Raw genomic sequence first — 19,894 nt, forward strand, 5'->3', positions numbered from 1 at the left:
GTTGATTATTTTAGATTGAAAATCAGCAGAATAATATATTATTGCAGTATAAATTTTACAAAAACCGCACAAAAAGCGATTTTTGACGTTAATAACGTTGAACTTTTTAATTGAAAAATTGTAGATGATACAACATCTATCTAAAAAACAAAATCCCCACATGAAAAAATTTACCTTAATCGCATTAGTGTTAACCTCTTTTTTATTGCTTTCTAAACGATCTGACGCGCAGAGTTATAAAACCGCCGTAGGCTTAAAGTTTGGAGGCTATGAAAACGGCCCATCTGTAAAGTATTTCATGAACGAAAGTACTGCCCTTGAAGGTATATTGGGTATCCGTAACCATGGTTTGGTGGTTACCGGTTTATATGAGATACATCAGACGGCATTCAACACCGCCGGACTTAAATTTTACTATGGTTTTGGTGCACACGTTGGTGCAGTAGGCAGCGGTGTTTACAAACGCTTTGGCAGCGATGATAACTATTATAATGACAGCCATATATTGTTAGGTGCCGATGGTGTTTTAGGCCTGGAATATAAACTCCCGGATGCCCCTATTGCCCTTAGCCTTGACCTTAACCCACGTTTGGAACTGGCCACCGGCCCTTTCTTTGACCTTGCACCAGGCTTAGGTATAAAATATACGTTCTAAGGAATACCCAATATTCAATCTCAAATAGCCATCCTATGTTTGTAGATGGCTATTTGTTTTTTGTAAGCTTCCTATTTCACAATAATTATCTTCTTCGAATACACTTTATCTCCCAGGTTTACCTTTAATAAGTAAGGGCCCGGCAAACGTTCAGCCGTATTTATCACTGTACTAAAATTACCCGCTGCAATTTTTTGCGATGTTTGATATACTATTTGCCCGGCGGTATTAACCAGTGCCAGCTTAAGATCGCCGGCTGCTTTAGCTGTAAACACTACATTAACATACGTATTAGTAGGGACAGGGAATATTGCTAAACCAATATCTGTTGTTTTATCGGGGTTTTTAGCAATAAGTGCATAAGCAAAATCATCAGACATAGCTACGCAGCCATTATCCAGTGTAACCTGTGTTTGGTAGTTGCCGCTAACAGATGGCGCGTAAGTTCCCGCTGTAGCACCCTCTATTATTTCGCCATTAAGCAGCCATTGGTTACCCGATGTTATGCTCGAGCTTAATATATCTCCACTTTGGGTAACAACCGGCTTAGTTATGGTTACAGCTACCCGCTGGGCCGATGCACAGCCCGGGCTGCGTAACTGCATATCATATAAGTAGTAATAAAAATTCTTATAATAAGTAGTATCAGTTTCGGTATCGCTTGATATGGCTGTGTTGCCAGTAATACTAAACACATTACCAATTTTAAACGGATAGCCCGTTACCCCGCCATTATTACGAAAAATGGTAGCGCCATTTTCATAGCTTGGTGTAATGGTGTAATTCCCGGCGCCTGGTAACAGCAAATTAAGTGTGTAAACTTTACCCTGATCGGTAGGATCGTTGGGCTGGTCGCCCGGTAACGGGGTGCTGCGGGTGGCGGTAACGTTTATTGTTACTGATGATACCACCTCGTTATTATCATTAGCGGCCGTAAAAATAACCCTGCCGGGGTTGCCTATATATAAACGCGCGCTTTCTATTGTAACCGGTATTTGGGTGTTTACTTTAATGCCCGGTGTAAACTGGTTATATCCCCCATCGGTAAATGCCGCCTTGGTAGGGGCGCCAACTTTTCCGCTAAAATCGTTTAGTCCGGCATAAAAAGTATTATTAACGGGGGCATCGGTTACTGTTGCGGGTGAACCATACCCTACCGGGATGGCATCTGTTGGTGTTTTATACCATAGTAATTGTCCATCGCCTTCGCCGGATAGTTGGTAACTGTTTGTGTTAGTGCAATAATAAGCCAGCAGATCATTTACTTCGGGTGGCAAGCCGGTGGTAATAGTTCCGGTTATTTTATCGTTGGAAGCGATAGGATCGCCTGCCAGGTTTGTTTCTGCACTTATATTATAAGTTGCACCAATTATAGCATTAAACTTACTGTTAAAGGTAAAATCGGTTTCTTCTTCGGGGCTAAGCACTCCTGTATAGTTTTCATTAAATGTAGTTACCGTATTGCTTGGTGAAGTTACTGTTACCGTAACCGGGATATTGCTAATTGTATTACTACCAAAGTTTTTAAGCCTGACGGTAACAGCAACCGCGGCCGCGCAGGTAGCGCCCGCTCCTTCATTTACAATAGCTATCGCACCTGCATCAATTGCCGAGGTTGTAAACTGCACACGATAATCCTGCGTTTCACCCTTAGCATAAGTGCCGCAGGCGCTTATGGATGTGGGCGTAGTAGTTTCGTTTAATACCACCCGAAGTATGCTAATATTACCGGGTATAACAGTAGGAGGCACAGCAATGTTGCCGCTAATGGTACTTGTGCCGGCCACAACATTTGTTGTTGCAGCCAACTCATCAGCATCAAAAACGCCGTTACCGTTCCAGTCTACAAATATTTTGGCTGCTTTGTTAAAATTAGCGCCGCAAGTACCCAGGGTTATGCTGAAAGGATAGGTTTTAGCCTCTTCCAGTTGAATGGCTAGGTTGGCATTGTCTGTATAACCGGTGCAGCCGGCAGGCGAAGTATAATTTATGTTTGATAACGAAAAGTTATTGATCTTAGAATCGGCTGTCGATGTTGGTGCCGATGCGCAGTAAGGAGTGCCTCCCGCACCGGTAACAATAACCGAATACGCCTGACTGCCCGATTTAAGTGTACCCTTATGCGAAATGGTAATGGTATATTTTTTACCGGGTATAGCATTAGCTACATATACCTGCTCTATATTATCCCTGATATTATCGCCGTTTGTAGCTGCCGCCGATGGATTATCGGGCGAAAGCACCCATGGCCTAAAAGTGTTTGTACCATCGGCCAGGCGAAGATCAAGATCATTCACCAATTTTGGGGTACGGTCATTTATAGTGGTACCTGCGGTAGGCGTGCCTTCCGGGTCTGTCCATGATATGCTAATCATCAAAGGCCCGTTCCCGGAAGCAATAACATCTAACGTTTTAGTTTGGCCCTGTGCTAAACTACTTTCACTAATAATGCTTTTCGCGCCATTATCGGTAATAGCCTGGGCAGCTTTGCGCATATCTAATACACCCCACCCATAAATATAATCGGGGCCAATATTGCCGGCATCAAAAGCGGTATGGCAAGCCAGGCCTTTTAAGGTTGATGCACGCATAAAAGTGCCATTGTTTTTTTGCGCGTAGTATTCCTGCAACAAGTATAACGACCCGGTAATATTTGGCGCCGCCATCGATGTACCGGATAAAGTTAAATAAGAGCTACTGTTTTGAACGCCTGTAGAAAGTATATTTTCGCCATCGCCAACTATATCGGGTTTAATGCGGCCATCATCTGTAGGCCCCCAACTGCTAAAAAAGGATATGGCTATGCTTGCGCGGTTAACCGGCCCGTTTGGTAATGCCCCTATTGAGCCTACCGTAAGTATATTTTTAGCATTGCCGGTAGTAGTAATAATATCATAACCATTATTATTGCTAATATTGGCCGGCCTTGGCCCTTTGTTTACAAAGGTTGGGTTTGTACGGCTTGTAAACCCATAATATGTTTCACCTACCGGAGGGCCGTTGCTGGAGCGGCTGTTACCTGCCGATTCTACTATCAAATAATAAGGTGCGTTATATGCTATCTTATCCCATGATTGCACGCGCGAATCATAAAACCCAAAATTGTAATCTTCGGTATCACCGGGCAGGCCGTACCATTCCCAGCGACCGTCGCTACTGTTAAAATCCCAGCCGCCAACATCGCCGTACGAGTGATTGGAAAGCAATAAACCCGATGCCGCCGCGCTCATTTCCGTAACATCATCATCAAAATCCCATGCGGATAAAGTTGTAGCCCCGTATGCCATTCCCTTTGCAGGTGCATAAACGCCCTTGGCTATCATGGTACCGGCAACGTGGGTGGAGTGATCAAGTACGGCGGCGTTATCATTAGCAGTAATAGTTTTACCGGCAAACTCGCGGTGAAATTTATACACCTGGCCACCATCCCAAATACCCAGCTTATTATTTAAAAATGAACTGCTGCCTGTTAAGTTAAGATTTAAAATGCCACCCGGCTGAACGGTATTTGTACCCGTGGTTGCCGCTGCCAGCGTGTTATTATGAGTAATAAGATATTTAGGGAAACCCAGGCTGTTAACGCCTTGTAAAGCCACCAAATTACCAGCTTTGGTTACCCGGCGGATAACCCAGCCTTTTCCCGGCGCAAGTGCCAGTGCCTTTTGATAGCCTGATGCAAAGTTTTCTTTTGAACGTACCGAAAGTGCATCCAACTCTTTTTGCCGGGCAGCGTTAACAGGTAATTGTTGGGCAAACGCCTGAACAGCGCAGCCAAACAGCAAAAAACTAAAAATAAAGGACAGGTATTTTTTACCCATATTATTGGAGGTGGTTATAGTTCATAAATATATGTTTTGAGTAAGATTATCACAATAGATTAGGAATATATAGTATTGGCTTAAATATTGATTAATACAGTATGTAACTAACTGTTAATACGATTAAACCCTACAGAACAATCTTTCTACACAGTTAAAACCCATTATCCTATAAGGATCCCCAATTGAACATGGGGAATTAAATCCCCACATTGTAGAAAACCCTTCTCTTATTCCATTGCGGTTTATTTCCCAAACCTTGCAAAATTTCAAGTCTAAAAAAACTTAATTATATAGTTACAGCTAATTGAGCCAATATCTTCAATAAACCATTGGTTTTCTTGCATTTGCACACTTTTTGCAACTACGCGAATTAGTTACATGTAATATATAAATCCCCTAAATTTGAAACCACGTTTACTTCATTATATAATTACCTTAATTATAACCTGTTGCGTGCTTGAGCAAAAAAGCTTTGCAAAAACAGCAAATGATTATGGAAGCCCGTCTGTAACTGTAAATATTGCTGCCAGCCCAATAGATATAAGCGATGCCAATACAGCGGCTAACGGCATTACCCAGGGTACACTACGCCCGGGCCAAACAGATATTGTTTTATATGGCTTTGGCTTTAATACCAGCAGTGCTATGACGGTGAGCGGGTTTAAACTAAACGCTACTTATACTGGTGGTAACGGGGCCGGGTTGTATCTTACTAGCGGAAGGCTTTATAAAAATACAACGGCTAACACCTTTACGGGGGCAACATTAGTTACAAGTACAGGTGTAGCTTTTACTTATGGGCAAGCAGCCACGGCAATAACAATTACAGGTTTGTCAGAATCATTTACTACCGGTGCCAGCCCTGTGTATTATTTTATTGTAGCCGATGCCCTAATGAACTTTAACTCGGTAAATGCCTCGTCACAAACGATGCAATTTAAATTTGCAACTGCTCAAACAGCCTCTGTTACCAGCAATACAGGAACCTATGCTGCTAATATTAATGTTGATGGTAAAACGTTTACCATTGCCCCGGCAACGTTAACAATAAGCGATAATAACCTTACAGCCAATGGTATAACTACCGGCCCCATCAGCTTTGGGCAAACCAATATTGTTTTGTACAGTTTTAAATTAGTGGTTGACGGGGTATTTTATTTGACTAAACTTGAAGTTCAGAGTAGCGCTAACGCAAATCCATATTTTCAGAATGGCAAAATATACCGCTCAACAACCCAATACTTTTCTGATGCGGCACTTATTGACGGAACCGTTGGTTTTAACAGTGCAAACACCGCTATAACCGGCATGACCGACTCTTTAAACAGCTTTACAGGGGCTACCAATACTTACTATTACTTTTTAGTGGGCGACCTTACCAAAACAAATCTTGGAGCCGGCCCTATCCAGTTTAAATTTACTACCAGCACTTATGGATTTACAGAAGGAGATCCGTATAGGCAAGTATATCCATCAGCAAATATTAATGGTTTATCCTTCTCCATTTTAACCACTTATAAATGGGTAGGCCAAAGTAGTACTGATTTCAATAGCGTGTCAAATTATAAAACCCTTCTAAACGGGAACATTGGTACCACCCCACCCGGCTCTTCAAGTAACATATATATTTCAGATTCATACACCAGGCTTCCTATACTAACCGCAGACATTACTGTAGGTGCAATAACTTTTGATGGAACTCCCCCTCCGGCATTATCATTAAATACCAAAACCCTTACCGTAAATAACAGATTAGTTACAACCAGCGGTACAACAGCTACAATTACCGGCACGGGCACGGTTACTTTGCCATCAACAGCAATATCTACAATGGCATCTACATCGGCTATAAACTTAACCGGCAATGCTATTGTTGCAAACAGCGGAACCTTTACTTTATCATCTGATGCTAATGGTACAGCAGCTATAGGCCAATTAAGTGGTTCAAGTGCATTTACGGGTACTTACATTGTTCAACGCTACTTTACAGGAGGCAGCCAAAGTAACAGGGGCTGGCGCTTAATGAGCTCGCCTGTAAATAATTCGGGAACAATACCGGTTACGGCCGCCGCTACCTATAATTTCGCAAGCCTTAAAACCAATATGTTTGTGGTAAGTCCGGGTGGGGCTACCAACGGATTTGATACCGGCACAGGCTATACGATATTACTTTACAATACACTTACTAAACTTTTTACCTGGCCGACTTCCATCACCTCGTCATATAACGTAGGGTCGGGCTTTTATTATTACTTCAGGGGCAACAGAACCGATGCAGGTGGAAATAAGCTCACACGCGTCGGTGGGATCTATGCCACTCCGGAAGCCAATGTGGTTGGTTTACAGGTGGGCGTGCTTAACCAGGGTAGTTTTAGTTACCCGTTGCTTATGAATGGCGGTAACTGGAACCAGCTTGGCAACCCCTATCCTTCAAGCATACTCCTGCCAAGCGGCACAGGCAGCGGCGCGGGTACTCCCTATACCAATACAACCGGTTTTGTGTATACCTACCTGTCAACCGCCAATAGTGTTATGGTAGCCCCGTCGGCCATATCAATTGCCAGCGGGCAGGGCTTTTTTGTAAAAGCTACCGCGGCCGGCGCATCCGTAAACTTTACCGAAAGCTTAAAAAGTTCGGCCCAGGTAACAGGGGGTAATTTGTTATTGGGAAAGCCAATAGGCACACAAGAGCCAATTATCGCCTTAAAAATGATACAGGATAGTGCAAATTATGATGTTGCCTATGTGCGTTTTTTAGATAGTTATAAAACTACTTACGACGAGATGGAAGATGCCGATGACCTTAATGCAAGTGGCCAGGCTGTATTTTTGGGTACTATGACGAGTGATAATCATCAGGTTGCTGTGGCATCCCAACCACTTGACAAACAAAAGACATCGATATTTTTAAGTGTAAACGATAATACCAGCGGTTTATACACTATTAAAAAAATGGATCTGAGCGGCATACCTTCGGTTTATAACGTATGGCTGGTAGACCATTTCAAAAAAGACTCGCTTGATATAAGGGCAAACGATACCTATAAATTTAACCTGGATAAATCTAACCCCCAAACATACGGCAGCACCAGGTTTGAAATTGTGATCCGGAAAAAATCCCTGCCGCCATATCAGCTGATCTCGTTTAAAGGGACAAGGGCCGGTACGGATATACTGCTGAACTGGAGCACCTTAAACGAATACGATTACACTTCTTTCGAACTGCAAAAAAGCACAGATGGTATAACCTTTGATGCTGTAAAAAATATGCAGTCGAGCTCGCAGGGGTCTTATGCTTTTAAAGACATTTATACAAACAATAGCACTGCAAATATTTATTACCGTTTAAAACAAGTTGATAGTAATGAGCAGATAACCTATTCGAACGTTATTATTGTTACTACCGCCGGCAGCGGCACATTTAATATATTCCCTAACCCGGCAACTAACGCTATACAGTTTAAATTAGATCAGCCTATAAAATCGCAGGTACGGTTAAACATATTTAATACGATGGGTATTTTAATGAAAAGCAACAACTTCTCCTCATCAACCGGCCAACAAGATGTAACATCATTAACACCAGGCAATTATACAATTGAGCTAACTGATCTTAGCAGCAAAAAAATAATCCTCACAGGTAAGTTTATTAAAATTTAGGCATAAACATAAACCCCTCATTAATCTTTTATCCCAACGGAGGTATCTTACCACAGCCCTGTCAATAATAAATACGGTATCCCGCATTTAACCGCTCTTGCCGCTTTCCCCCGGTTTGAATCTTAATTTCTATGCTATTGTTTTCATTATAACAATATTAAATTACTTGTGCAAGCATTGTGATTGCCTGTTAATACTCTCTCCTAACTATTATTTAACATGTTGAAAACTCTTTTAACTATTAAATAACCTTATAAGCGTCCTTATCGTATACATCATAGTGTTTGAATAATTAGTATTCCATTGTTTTTGGGCGCAAAAAGTCTCCGTAATTTGAAGATATACCTACATAATCTTTTGCTTACAGCAGTTTTACTGCTCACTACTATTTGCGCATTTGCCCAGCCTACTATTACTTATACATCGCCCGGTGCATATACTGTTAGTACCGCCATTACTACTTTAACACCCACCACTACTGGTGTAACGGCATATAATTATGGGCCGGCTACTACAATTTCAGTTACTTCCAGTGGCCCAAGCAATATAGCCGTAGATGCAGCAGGTAATTTTTATGTGGCAAATTATAATAATGGCACCATAAGTAAATACAATGCTGCGGGAACATCTTTAGGTAATTATGGCACAGGTGCGCCTGCCTTAAGTAGCCCTATTGCAATGGTATTTGACTCGTTTGGCAATGGTTATGTGGTAAATTCTACCGGCGGGACGGTATATAAATATAATTCAGCAGGGGTTTATCAGTCTACCATACTCAGCGGACTTAGCAATCCCACCGGCATCACTATCGATGCATCCAATAATCTTTATATCAGCACAATTAATGACAATTTTATAAGAAAATACAGCACTGCAGGCGGCGCCGCCCTTCTTACCATAACAACAAACGTCAGCGACCCAACCGGTGTGGCCGTTGATGCAGCCGGTAATATTTATTCATTAAATAACCTTACCGGGAACGTTACCAAATACAACGCAGCCGGAACCTATCAGTCTACGGTGTTAACCGGCTTTAGCGGCCCATGGGCTATTTATTTAGACAATGCCGACAACTTTTATATTGGCGACTCGGGCTCTAACCGTGTTAGAGTATATAACAAAGCCGGTACCCTGCTAAAGAACTTGACCGTTTCTGATCCCGAAGGAGTTGCTGTTGATAGTAAAGGAAATATATTTGCAGCCAGTTATTTTACCAACGCGGTATACAAATTTACGCCAACAGGGGGGTATTTCATCAACGCAGACTTACCGGCAGGTTTAAGTTTTAACGTCGCCAACGGGCAAATTAGCGGCACCCCAACTGCAACTTCACCAACAACCACTTACACGGTTACTGCCTGGAATGCTACCGTCAGTGCCGCGGCAACTGTAAGCATAGGCGTAGGCCCTGCCGTTACCACCCCTGCTGCCATATGCGGTGCGGGTACAGTACCTACAATGACCGCATCGGGCGGGAGCCCTTCTGGTGGCACTTATAATTGGTACACCGCGGCAACCGGTGGTACGCTGGTTAATACTACAGCAACTTACGCACCTGCACTTGCCCTAACCACTACTTTTTACGTAGATTATACCGTGTCAAGTACTTCCTCGCCCCGGACAGCCGTAACAGCTACTGTAAACCCTGTTGTTTCTTCACCATTAAGCGGGGCAATTTTGTCGTATATATTCAGCGGCGATGCCAGTGATATATCGGGCAATTTAAACACCGGAACACTACAAGCCAGCCCCACCGCTACTACCGATAGATTTGGAACCGCAAACAGCGCCTACAGTTTTAATGGCAGTACCCAATACGTTACAACTACTAAACAGTATGTTAACCCAACTGCTTATAGTATAAGCTTATGGTTTAATACTACTGTTGCCGGTGGCAAATTAATAGGCTTTGGAAACCAGCAAACCGGCCAAAGTGGCCAGTATGACCGTCATATATATATGAACAATTCGGGCCAGCTATATTTCGGCTTATACAATGGCGCCGTGCAAACAATTAATACAACCAGGGCCTATAATGATGGTTTGTGGCACCATGTGGTTGTAACAGTTGGTGCTGCCGGTTCCATTATGTATGTAGACAATGCCTTGCAGGCACAGAATGCAGCAATAACCACGGGCCAAGCATTTACCGGTTACTGGCGTATAGGTTATGACAATGTAAACGGATGGACAAGCCAGCCAACAAATTATTTCTTTACCGGTAAAATTGATGACATTGCAATATACGATCGCCAACTTACCGCTGCAGAGGTAATTACAACCAACAATGTAAATATTATTGGCAATGCAACTCCTGTTTGCGCGGGCAGCCCAATTACATTAACAACACCAGCCATTCCGGGTGCAACCTATAGCTGGGTTGATATAGCAAATCCGGCGAATACATCAACAACAAACCCAGCCACTTTTACCAGTGCCTCAACAGGCGGGTATACATTAACCGTTGTCGCATCGGGCTGTACAAGTACTGCTACTATCAGCCCCGTGGTAAATGCGTTGCCAACCGCCACATTTACAGCGCCCTCTTACGTAGATGTTAATACGAATGCTACTTTTACCTATACGGGTTCGGGCGCTGTATCTTACGCATGGAGTTTTGACGGCGGAACCCCTACCCCTACAGGTTTAACAGGCAGTGGGCCGTATACTGTTAACTGGAGTACTTCAGGCTTAAAAACAATTACACTTACAGTAACAAACGCAAATGGCTGCCAGGCTACGTTCACCCAAAAAGTGGCGGTAAGTGCTGCAAGCTTTAGCGGTTATGCCTTTAAAAAGCAGTTGACATTAAAGAGCTCTACTTTAGGCATAACACAAGATCAGACTAACTTTCCGGCGCTTGTTTATATCCAGGATAACTCCTTAATTATCACTAACACCTGTAGTAATAAAGTACAGTATCCCACCGGTAATTACAATGGAAGCGCTGGTACAAATTATGATTTCGCCTTCTTAGACCCTACCTCTTCAACAGAGTTAAACTACCAAGTTGAAAGTTATAATCAAACTACAGGCACCTTACTTGTGTGGGTTAAAATACCAACTTTATACGCTGCAACAAATAATACTTTAAGCTTTTACTTTGGATCGCTAACCCCGGCGCATAGTGCCACTTTTTATAGTAATACCTGGCCATCTGATTACCTGGCTGTATATCATTTTAATGAAAGCCCTACATCCACTGTTTTAGATGCCACAAATAACCATGTGGATGGTGTTGCAACAAATGTAACCGCAGCTGATGATAAAATTCACTTAGCCGCCGGCCTTACCGGTGGCGGATACAGCTTTAATGGTACTGCCAAGATCATTACTAACAAAACGGCAACTATTACAGGCCCCTTCACCTTATCGGCATGGGTTAACGTTACTAACCCGGCCGGTGATAATAAAGTAGTTTCAAACGAGTTAGATTATGGTACGGGATATAAATTGGGAGTAAAAACCAATGTTATTGAAACCGAAACAAGAAGTACTAATTTAATAACAACAGTGGGTAACCTGGGCGATGGCGGAACAGTTACTACCGGCTGGCACTATATACAAGGAACCTTTACCGGAACTACTTTTAAAAATTACCTGGACAGCGTTGCCGCAACTACAGTACTAACTAAAACAGCCCCCTCAATAACCCCTGTAGGAGGTAACGTTGTTGCTATAGGCATTGATCATCGTAGTGTAACAGATGAAAATTTTTATAACGGCTTAATGGATGAAGTGCGGATATCAAATGTTATAAAAAGCCCCAACTGGATAAAAGCAGAATACACCAACCAAACAGCCCCTCTTACTTTTACCGACTACAGCGCATCTGTTACAACAAATCATGCTACCGCTGCTGCTATCCCGGGGGCCTTAACTTATACCTGGACAGGTGCAACAACTACCGACGCGACAACTCCTGCCAACTGGACAAATACTACCGAGGCCATTATAGGCGATATACCTTCAAATGCCAATGCAAGTATTATAATTCCGGCCGGCCTTACAAGATATCCCGTATTATCTGTAGATGCTGCTTTTTATGGCCTCACCGTAGCCTCGGGTGCAAATATTGATTTGAACGGTAAAAAGCTCACCATTGGTTGTAATGTTTATAATAGCGGCCGTATAAATGCAGCAAGTGTAACAAATGCATCAACAATTGAATGGAACGGAACTTTTACCCCTCAACTTTATCAGGGCAACGCAACAGCGGGCACAGCCCAGTTTGGTAATATCACGGTTAACAATACGGCGTCATCCGGCCAGGTAAAAATAACCGGCGGCCCTGTAGACCTTTATAACACCTTAACCTTAACCAACGGCAGCTTAACGGTAGATAATGCCGGCAGCGGCGCCTTAACCCTCAAAAGCTCGGGCACCGTTACCGCCCGCGTGGCCGAAATAACCACCACCGCTAAAAGCATTACCGGCAACGTTACAGTAGAGCGCTGGTTTACCGGGGGGGCTGCGGCTAACAGGGGCTGGCGCTTAATGAGCTCGCCTGTAAATAATTCGGGAACAATACCGGTTACGGCCGCCGCTACCTATAATTTCGCAAGCCTTAAAACCAATATGTTTGTGGTAAGTCCGGGTGGGGCTACTAACGGATTTGATACCGGCACAGGCTATACGATATTACTTTACAATACACTTACCAAACTTTTTACCTGGCCGACTTCCATCACCTCGTCATATAACGTAGGGTCGGGCTTTTATTATTACTTCAGGGGCAACAGAACCGATGCAGGTGGAAATAAGCTCACACGCGTCGGTGGGATCTATGCTACTCCGGAAGCCAATGTGGTTGGTTTACAGGTGGGCGTGCTTAACCAGGGTAGTTTTAGTTACCCGTTGCTTATGAATGGCGGCGATAACTGGAACCAGCTTGGCAACCCCTATCCTTCAAGCATACTCCTGCCAAGCGGCACAGGCAGCGGCGCGGGTACTCCCTATACCAATACAACCGGTTTTGTGTATACCTACCTGTCAACCGCCAATAGTGTTATGGTAGCCCCGTCGGCCATATCAATTGCCAGCGGGCAGGGCTTTTTTGTAAAAGCTACCGCGGCCGGCGCATCCGTAAACTTTACCGAAAGCTTAAAAACAACCGGCCAGCCATCGGTTTTGCTGTTAGGCCTGCCAGTGGGTACCCACCCCCCAATTATAAGCCTTAAAATGGTACAGGATAGCGCCAATTATGATATCGCCCATATAAGATTCCTTGATACTTATAAGAAAGAGTATGACGAGATGGAAGACGCCGATGATTTTAACGGGGCCGGACAAACCGTATTTCTGAGTGCAATGACTGCCGATAACCACCAGGTAGCCTTGGCTTCCCAGCCACTCGAAAAACAAAAAACATCCATATTTTTAAGCGTCAATGATAATACAAGCGGCTTATACACTATCAAAAAAACTGCTTTGAGCGGCATACCTCCCGCTTATGACGTGTGGCTGATGGACCATTTCAAAAAAGACTCGCTTGATATAAGGGCAAACGATACCTATAAATTTAACCTGGATAAATCTAACCCCCAAACATACGGCAGCACCAGGTTTGAAATTGTGATCCGGAAAAAATCCCTGCCGCCATATCAGCTGATCTCGTTTAAAGGGACAAGGGCCGGTACGGATATACTGCTGAACTGGAGCACCTTAAACGAATACGATTACACTTCTTTCGAACTGCAAAAAAGCACAGATGGTATAACCTTTGATGCTGTAAAAAATATGCAGTCGAGCTCGCAGGGCTCTTATGCTTTTAAAGACATTTATACGAATAATAGCGCTGCAAATATTTATTACCGTTTAAAACAAGTTGATAGTAATGAGCAGATAACCTATTCGAACGTTATTATTGTTACTACCACCGGCAGCGGCACATTTAATATATTCCCTAACCCGGCAACTAACGCTATACAGTTTAAATTAGATCAACCTATAAAATCGCAGGTACGGTTAAGGATTTTCAATGCAATGGGTATTTTAATGAAAAATAGTACATTTACATCAACTACCGGACAGCAGGATATTTCATCATTAACCCCCGGTAGTTATACAGTTGAACTAACTGACCTTGCCAGTAAAAAAATAATACTTACCGGTAAGTTTATCAAAATTTAAGATATGTGGACAAGACGCCTTTTAGTTAATATTCTATTTTTTATACTTAGCACAGTTACAGCCTTTGCGAGTGACCCCGACCCTAATCCCTGCTCTGATGACCCAAGTAACCCCGATTATAACCCTAATGGGTGCTATTTACCGCTCGATACCTGGGTATATGTTTTAGTTATTGCTGCCGTTATATTTGGCGCTTATAAATTACATCAAAAACAAAAGGCGCTTACCGTATAGTTTTCATACTTACATGTTAAACAAAAAAGGGATGCAAATTGCATCCCTTTTTTACTACCTATTATGATATTTTATGATTTCCTAACCGGTGTTAATTGTAACTGGTTAATTATACCCTCAACCACTTTAGGAATATCCCGCATAGTTTGTTTAGGGTTATGTAATTCGCCAACACCATAACCGCGCCATACCACCTGTTGGGTTCTGCTATCTATCAGGTCAATAATAATTGTACCTTCTTTATAATGCACCCTTTGCCCATAGGTTGGTGGTCCCCAGGCACCCCATGGGCCGCCCCAGCCCCAACCGTAACCATATCCCCAAGGGCGATACCAGCCACCATAGCCCCAGCCGCCATAAAAGCCGCCGTAATAAGGTGAATAAAATTCTGTTTTAGTTCCACGCCCGGTTACCGTTGCATAACGCACCAGCAAATCGGGGTTTTGCTGCTCAAGGGTAAGCCCCTTGTTAATTAAAGCTTGTTTTGTTGCCTCCTGTAATTTGCCGTTACCAATCTCATCAAGCGGGCGCCATTGTTTGTTAGGGTTTCTTTGCTGGGCAGCCCAGGCAAATGTGCGATACGCACTTAAGTTGGTTTTATTTGCTGCTGCTGTGTAGTAATTGTAGCTGCTGCAAGCCGACAGTATCGATACAACCGCTACCGCCAGCATTAAATAGATGTTTTTTTTCATCGCCTCACCATATTATTTATATGTCTTAGACTTATTAGTATGCAAAGGTTTAATCGCTTTTACAGTAAATCAAAAATAAAAAAAACAACCATATTTAGTGCACCCAAAAGCAAGTGATTATCAGTCAAAAACATCCCATTTTAGGCCTAAAACTGGGCGAAAAAAGGCATTTTTAGGTCAAATATTTACCTACAATTGGCATACGCCTGCCCATACCAAACGCTTTTGGCGATACCCGCAATATTGGCGGGGTTTGGTAGCGCTTATGCTCGGCCAAGTTAACCAACCGGAGTACCTTACGTACAACCTCGTCAGCAAAACCCTGCTTAATTATTTCTGCCGATGAACAGCGATGTTCTATATATTGCACTAATATAGCATCCAATGTATCATATTCAGGCAGCGAGTCGGTATCCTTTTGATCGGGCCTTAACTCAGCAGATGGTGGCTTAACAATGGTATTCTCCGGTATTATCTCGCGATCGCGGTTTATATACCGGGCTAATTGAAATACCTGTGTTTTAAATACATCGCCAATAACAGAGATACCACCGCACATATCGCCGTAAAGCGTTCCATAACCTACCGCAGCTTCGCTTTTGTTTGATGTATTAAGCAAGATGTAGCCAAATTTGTTGCACATAGCCATAAGCAATACTGCCCTGCTACGCGATTGTATATTTTCTTCCGCGATATTAAAAGGTAAATTTGCAAACTGCGGGTGTAATGCACTTTCAAAAGCATCAGTTATTTTTTCGATAGCAACAGTTTCAGACTTGCACCCCAGATTTTTCACCAGATCTTCGGCATCCTTAAGGGAGTGATCGCTGGAGAATTTTGAAGGCAGCAATACAGCCATTACATTCTCAGGCCCAAGCGCTTCGCCCGCCAATGCGCATACAACGGCAGAATCTATCCCACCTGATAATCCTAATATGGCCTGCTTAAATCCTGATTTGTAAAAGTAATCTCGTATGCCTAATATCAACCCATGGTAAATTTGTTCAATATCGCTCTCACGTTTAACTATCAAAGTTGTTGGATGTTCAAATGTAATACCGCCATTATCGGTTAAGGTATAGTAAGCGGTATGCTCTGTAAAATACGGCATCTCATCAGCAAGGGTACCGGTATTATCAAACACTAAAGATCCACCGTCAAATATCAGTTCGGTTTGTGCACCAACGTGGTTCACATATAAAAGTGGCAAATTATATCTGCGGGCATTATCGCTCAAAATGGCAATACGCTCTTCATCGTGGTTATAAGCAAACGGCGATGCCGCGATATTGATCATCACATCGGGGTTTTGCTTTATAAGTGTATCCATTGGGCGTGTAACATATAGCGGATTCTCAATGGTATTCCATAAATCTTCGCATATAGTTAATGCTATACGTTTGCCTTTAAAATCAATACAGTTAAACTGTGTAGAGGGCTCAAAGTAGCGGTACTCGTCAAAAATGTCGTAGTTAGGTAAAAGCGCTTTGTTCACAACAGCCTTTACTTCACCATTCTCAATAAAATAAGCAGAGTTATTAAGATCCTTCCCTTCGGGATTATTATTTGGTGTTGGCAAGCCAATGACGCAGGCAATATCAATACACTCAGCGGCTATTTTTTTAGCGGCCGCATCGCACAGGCTAATAAACTCGTTAAATTCCAAAAAATCACGGGCAGGATATCCGCAAACACACAGCTCGGCAAAAACAACCAGATCGGCCCCGTTTTGCTTTGCTTCGCGGATGCTGGTTATAATTTTATTGGTATTAGATTCGAAGTTACCGATGTGATAATTAAGCTGGGCTAATGCTATCTTCATACGTTTACAATTGTGGCACTTACGCCTTAATGCAAATAAAAAAATTATTTTTGCTAAAACGCTATTTATGATGTCTTATTCATGTAAAACAACACTTATTTACTTAAGTTTTTTACTATGCCTTGTATTTACTGCCTGCAACCGCAATAAAAAGGTTGATGTAAGCAATATACCTGTTGATGTTAAAATTGAACGCTTCGACCAGGATTTTGACCTGTTGCGTACAAAACCACTTACACCGCAAATTGCTGTAATGCAAAACAAATATGGTGTGTTTTACCAGGACTTTATTGAACGCATAATAAAGATAGGTAGTACTGCCGATACCAATTATTATAAAAACCTGCATGATGTGTTTGCCGGGAAAGCTTATACGGATTTAAAACATGATGTGGATGCCGTTTATCCCAACACCGATAAACAGGATGCTGAGCTAACAGATGCTTTTCGCCGGATAAAATATTATTACCCGCAAAAAAAGCTACCAAAGGTTTATGCCTACATTTCGGGCTTTCAGGCACAAACTTCTATTGGCGATGGCTACTTTGCCATAGGTCTCGATCTTTTTTTGGGTGCCGATTCACGCTTTTATCCGGCGCTAATAGAAAGCTTTCCTCATTATATATCGCGGCGGTTTACACCGGATAACATCACCCCACGTGTTATGGAAGGCATTGCCCGTGAAGACATGTTTCCGGAAAATGATCAGGACAATTCGTTATTATCAAAAATGATATACAATGGTAAGATTTTATACTTTATGGATAAGACGATGCCTGATGTACCCGATTCTACTAAAATTGGCTATACCGCGCAGCAAATAAAATGGTGCGAAAATTTCAAGGCAAACATTTGGGGATATTTTTTAGAGGAAAATCTTTTGTATGAAACCGATTTCCAAAAGATTCAAAAGTACCTGAACGAGGCGCCATTTACCCCCGGCCTTGGTGACAAAAACGATTCGGCCCCAAAACTGGCGGTATGGACAGGCTGGCAAATTGTTAAGCAATACATGGATAAACACCCCAATGTTACGCTGCCCCAATTAATGGCTGACCGCGATGCTCAGAAGATATTGAATGAATCTAAGTATAGGCCTAAGAATACTAATGAGTAGAAACGCGATACTTCGTGTTCGATTGCAATAAGTGTAGACGCGAAGTATCGCGTCTCTACAAAAAAATAAAATCCACAAAAAAAAGCGCCACCGAACCGGTAGCGCTTTTTCATTTATATAGTTTTATGAATTTACTTTAGTATAGCAAAAACTGCTTTTAAAGTAACAATTACGCCTATTACTAAAATGATGTTAGCCGCTGCAGATGCATATTTAAAATCTGCAAAGCGTAAGTACACGCCTACAATACCTATAATAACAGCAATGGTTAATAAAATATAGTGTCCCTCTGCGTTAGCTTTTTGCGTTGATGATTCCATTTTACTTTTTTATTTGCGACAAAAATATAAATGTTTACCGAAAATGCTATAATGTTTTTATGAATTAATCGCCTTTTCTTTCTTGCTCCAGCCTTGCGGCAGGTTCTCTTCAATCTCAATGTTCTCAAACTCGGCGCTGGCCCTTGAGCCAACTACTTTTGCCCAGGCAGCCATTTTGGCTATACCCTCTTCCAAACTTACGTTTTTGCTGTTACCAAATACGCCAGCTGCTTTAGAGTGGTCGCTATGCGCGTGCATAACTTCTTTACGGGCTTCCAGGTGGGTAACTTTTGGCTGTACGCCCAACTCTTTGGCAACAACCTGTACCAATTCGTTAACTGTATACGGCCTATCGGCACCAACATTAAATACCTCGTTATAGGCTGCCGGTACATTTACGCAATTAGCAATATGCGGGGCAACATCATCAATGTAACTGAATGCGCGGGTTTGTTCGCCATCGCCAAAAATGGTCATCGGTTTTTCCTGCATTATCTGGTTCATAAAAATGCCAATAACATTGCGGTATTTATCGCCAATGTTTTGATTTTCGCCATAAACATTATGCGGCCTAAAGATCACAGAATTTAACCCAAACATGTGTTTAGCCGCTTTCAGATCCATCTCTACAGCATATTTTGCAACGCCATATGGGTCTTCGGGCTGTGGCACCATGCTTTCCAGCATAGGCAACTGGCCAGCACCATATACAGCTATAGAAGAAGTAAACACAAAACATTTAACCTTGTAAAGGATAGCCAGGTTAATTAAATTCACTGACCCTATAAGGTTGTTATTGTAATTAAACCTGCGGATAAAGTGCGACAACCCCTCGGCAGCATATGCCGCCAGGTGGTATACATAATCAAACTTATGCTCTGCAAATAATTTTTCTAATAGCTCAACATCATTAATTGAACCTAAGATAAATTCAACACCTTCGGGCACATGGTCTTCAAAGCCACCGCTCAGGTCATCTAATACAATAACCTTATGCCCAAGGTTTAAACAATGTTTTGCTACATGCGAGCCTATAAAGCCGGCGCCGCCGGTTACTAATGATGTTATCATGATTTGTATAAGTAATTTTGTTTAGTTTAAATTATTCTGCGCACAATACTTTTTATCAAATATCTCAATTAGTATCAATATGTATTTAAACGCTATTTAACACTTTGAGGTTGCGCATTGCCGACACTGTTTACAAAAACCAGGCCGCATGTGGGATCCATTGCTCCATCCATCGCCATTAATTACATTCTGCCCCAGTTTAAAATCTATTCCAGGTCATCTCCGTTGCATTTTTACCGGTAATACAGTTATAAATGCTCTATCCTTGCCCAAAACTGGAATGCATATAAGGCACATTATTTTTTTTCAAAACCATAAATTTTAGGGGTAACCGCTTATTATCCATCATAATGCGGTGAAGCATACGCAC

10 protein-coding genes are annotated in these 19,894 nt (G+C 42.4%); 5 read left to right on the forward strand and 5 right to left on the reverse strand.

The window, feature by feature from the left end; all coding sequences use genetic code 11:
* Nucleotides 1-160 precede the first annotated feature (160 nt).
* Entirely contained in the window at nt 161-655 is a 495-nt protein-coding gene (locus tag NPE20_RS09745) for a hypothetical protein (RefSeq protein ID WP_256538430.1), read from the forward strand.
* A gap of 71 nt (nt 656-726) precedes the next feature.
* Here the strand turns inward: NPE20_RS09745 and NPE20_RS09750 are convergent, their stop codons facing one another.
* Nucleotides 727-4,473: a S8 family serine peptidase gene (locus NPE20_RS09750; RefSeq protein WP_256538431.1), complete on the reverse strand. Its 3,747-nt coding sequence runs from the start codon at nt 4,471-4,473 to the stop codon at nt 727-729.
* A gap of 456 nt (nt 4,474-4,929) precedes the next feature.
* Here NPE20_RS09750 and NPE20_RS26950 point away from each other — a divergent pair, with 456 nt between their 5' ends.
* From NPE20_RS26950 to NPE20_RS09765, 3 genes are all read left to right on the forward strand, one after another.
* The gene (locus tag NPE20_RS26950) at nt 4,930-8,136 is read left to right on the forward strand and encodes a DUF8693 domain-containing protein (protein WP_256538432.1); all 3,207 of its coding nucleotides are present in this window, start codon (nt 4,930-4,932) and stop codon (nt 8,134-8,136) included.
* A 333-nt stretch (nt 8,137-8,469) separates the two neighbouring features.
* Nucleotides 8,470-14,268, forward strand: coding sequence for a DUF2341 domain-containing protein (locus NPE20_RS09760; protein ID WP_256538433.1), 5,799 nt, complete (start codon nt 8,470-8,472; stop codon nt 14,266-14,268).
* Nucleotides 14,269-14,271: 3 nt separating this feature from the next.
* Nucleotides 14,272-14,502, forward strand: a complete 231-nt coding sequence (locus NPE20_RS09765; RefSeq protein WP_256538434.1) for a hypothetical protein — start codon at nt 14,272-14,274, stop codon at nt 14,500-14,502.
* A 71-nt stretch (nt 14,503-14,573) separates the two neighbouring features.
* On the opposite strand, the gene NPE20_RS09770 is transcribed toward NPE20_RS09765, so the two are convergent.
* Nucleotides 14,574-15,194, reverse strand: a complete 621-nt coding sequence (locus NPE20_RS09770) for a DUF4136 domain-containing protein (protein ID WP_256538435.1) — start codon at nt 15,192-15,194, stop codon at nt 14,574-14,576.
* Between the two features lie 172 nt (nt 15,195-15,366).
* Nucleotides 15,367-17,016 (reverse strand): NAD+ synthase, encoded by a 1,650-nt coding sequence (locus NPE20_RS09775; protein ID WP_256538436.1) that lies wholly within the window; start codon nt 17,014-17,016, stop codon nt 15,367-15,369.
* Between the two features lie 67 nt (nt 17,017-17,083).
* Here NPE20_RS09775 and gldB point away from each other — a divergent pair, with 67 nt between their 5' ends.
* Entirely contained in the window at nt 17,084-18,133 is a 1,050-nt protein-coding gene (gene gldB, locus NPE20_RS09780; protein WP_354003228.1) for a gliding motility lipoprotein GldB, read from the forward strand.
* Between the two features lie 131 nt (nt 18,134-18,264).
* Here the strand turns inward: gldB and NPE20_RS09785 are convergent, their stop codons facing one another.
* Both NPE20_RS09785 and NPE20_RS09790 read right to left on the reverse strand, forming a co-directional pair.
* Nucleotides 18,265-18,453, reverse strand: coding sequence for a hypothetical protein (locus NPE20_RS09785; protein WP_256538437.1), 189 nt, complete (start codon nt 18,451-18,453; stop codon nt 18,265-18,267).
* Between the two features lie 57 nt (nt 18,454-18,510).
* Complete coding sequence (locus NPE20_RS09790) at nt 18,511-19,524, reverse strand: NAD-dependent epimerase/dehydratase family protein (RefSeq protein WP_256538438.1); 1,014 nt, start codon at nt 19,522-19,524, stop codon at nt 18,511-18,513.
* Between the last annotated feature and the right edge of the window lie 370 nt (nt 19,525-19,894).

The organism is Mucilaginibacter aquariorum (assembly GCF_024498135.1).
Lineage (GTDB): Bacteria > Bacteroidota > Bacteroidia > Sphingobacteriales > Sphingobacteriaceae > Mucilaginibacter > Mucilaginibacter aquariorum.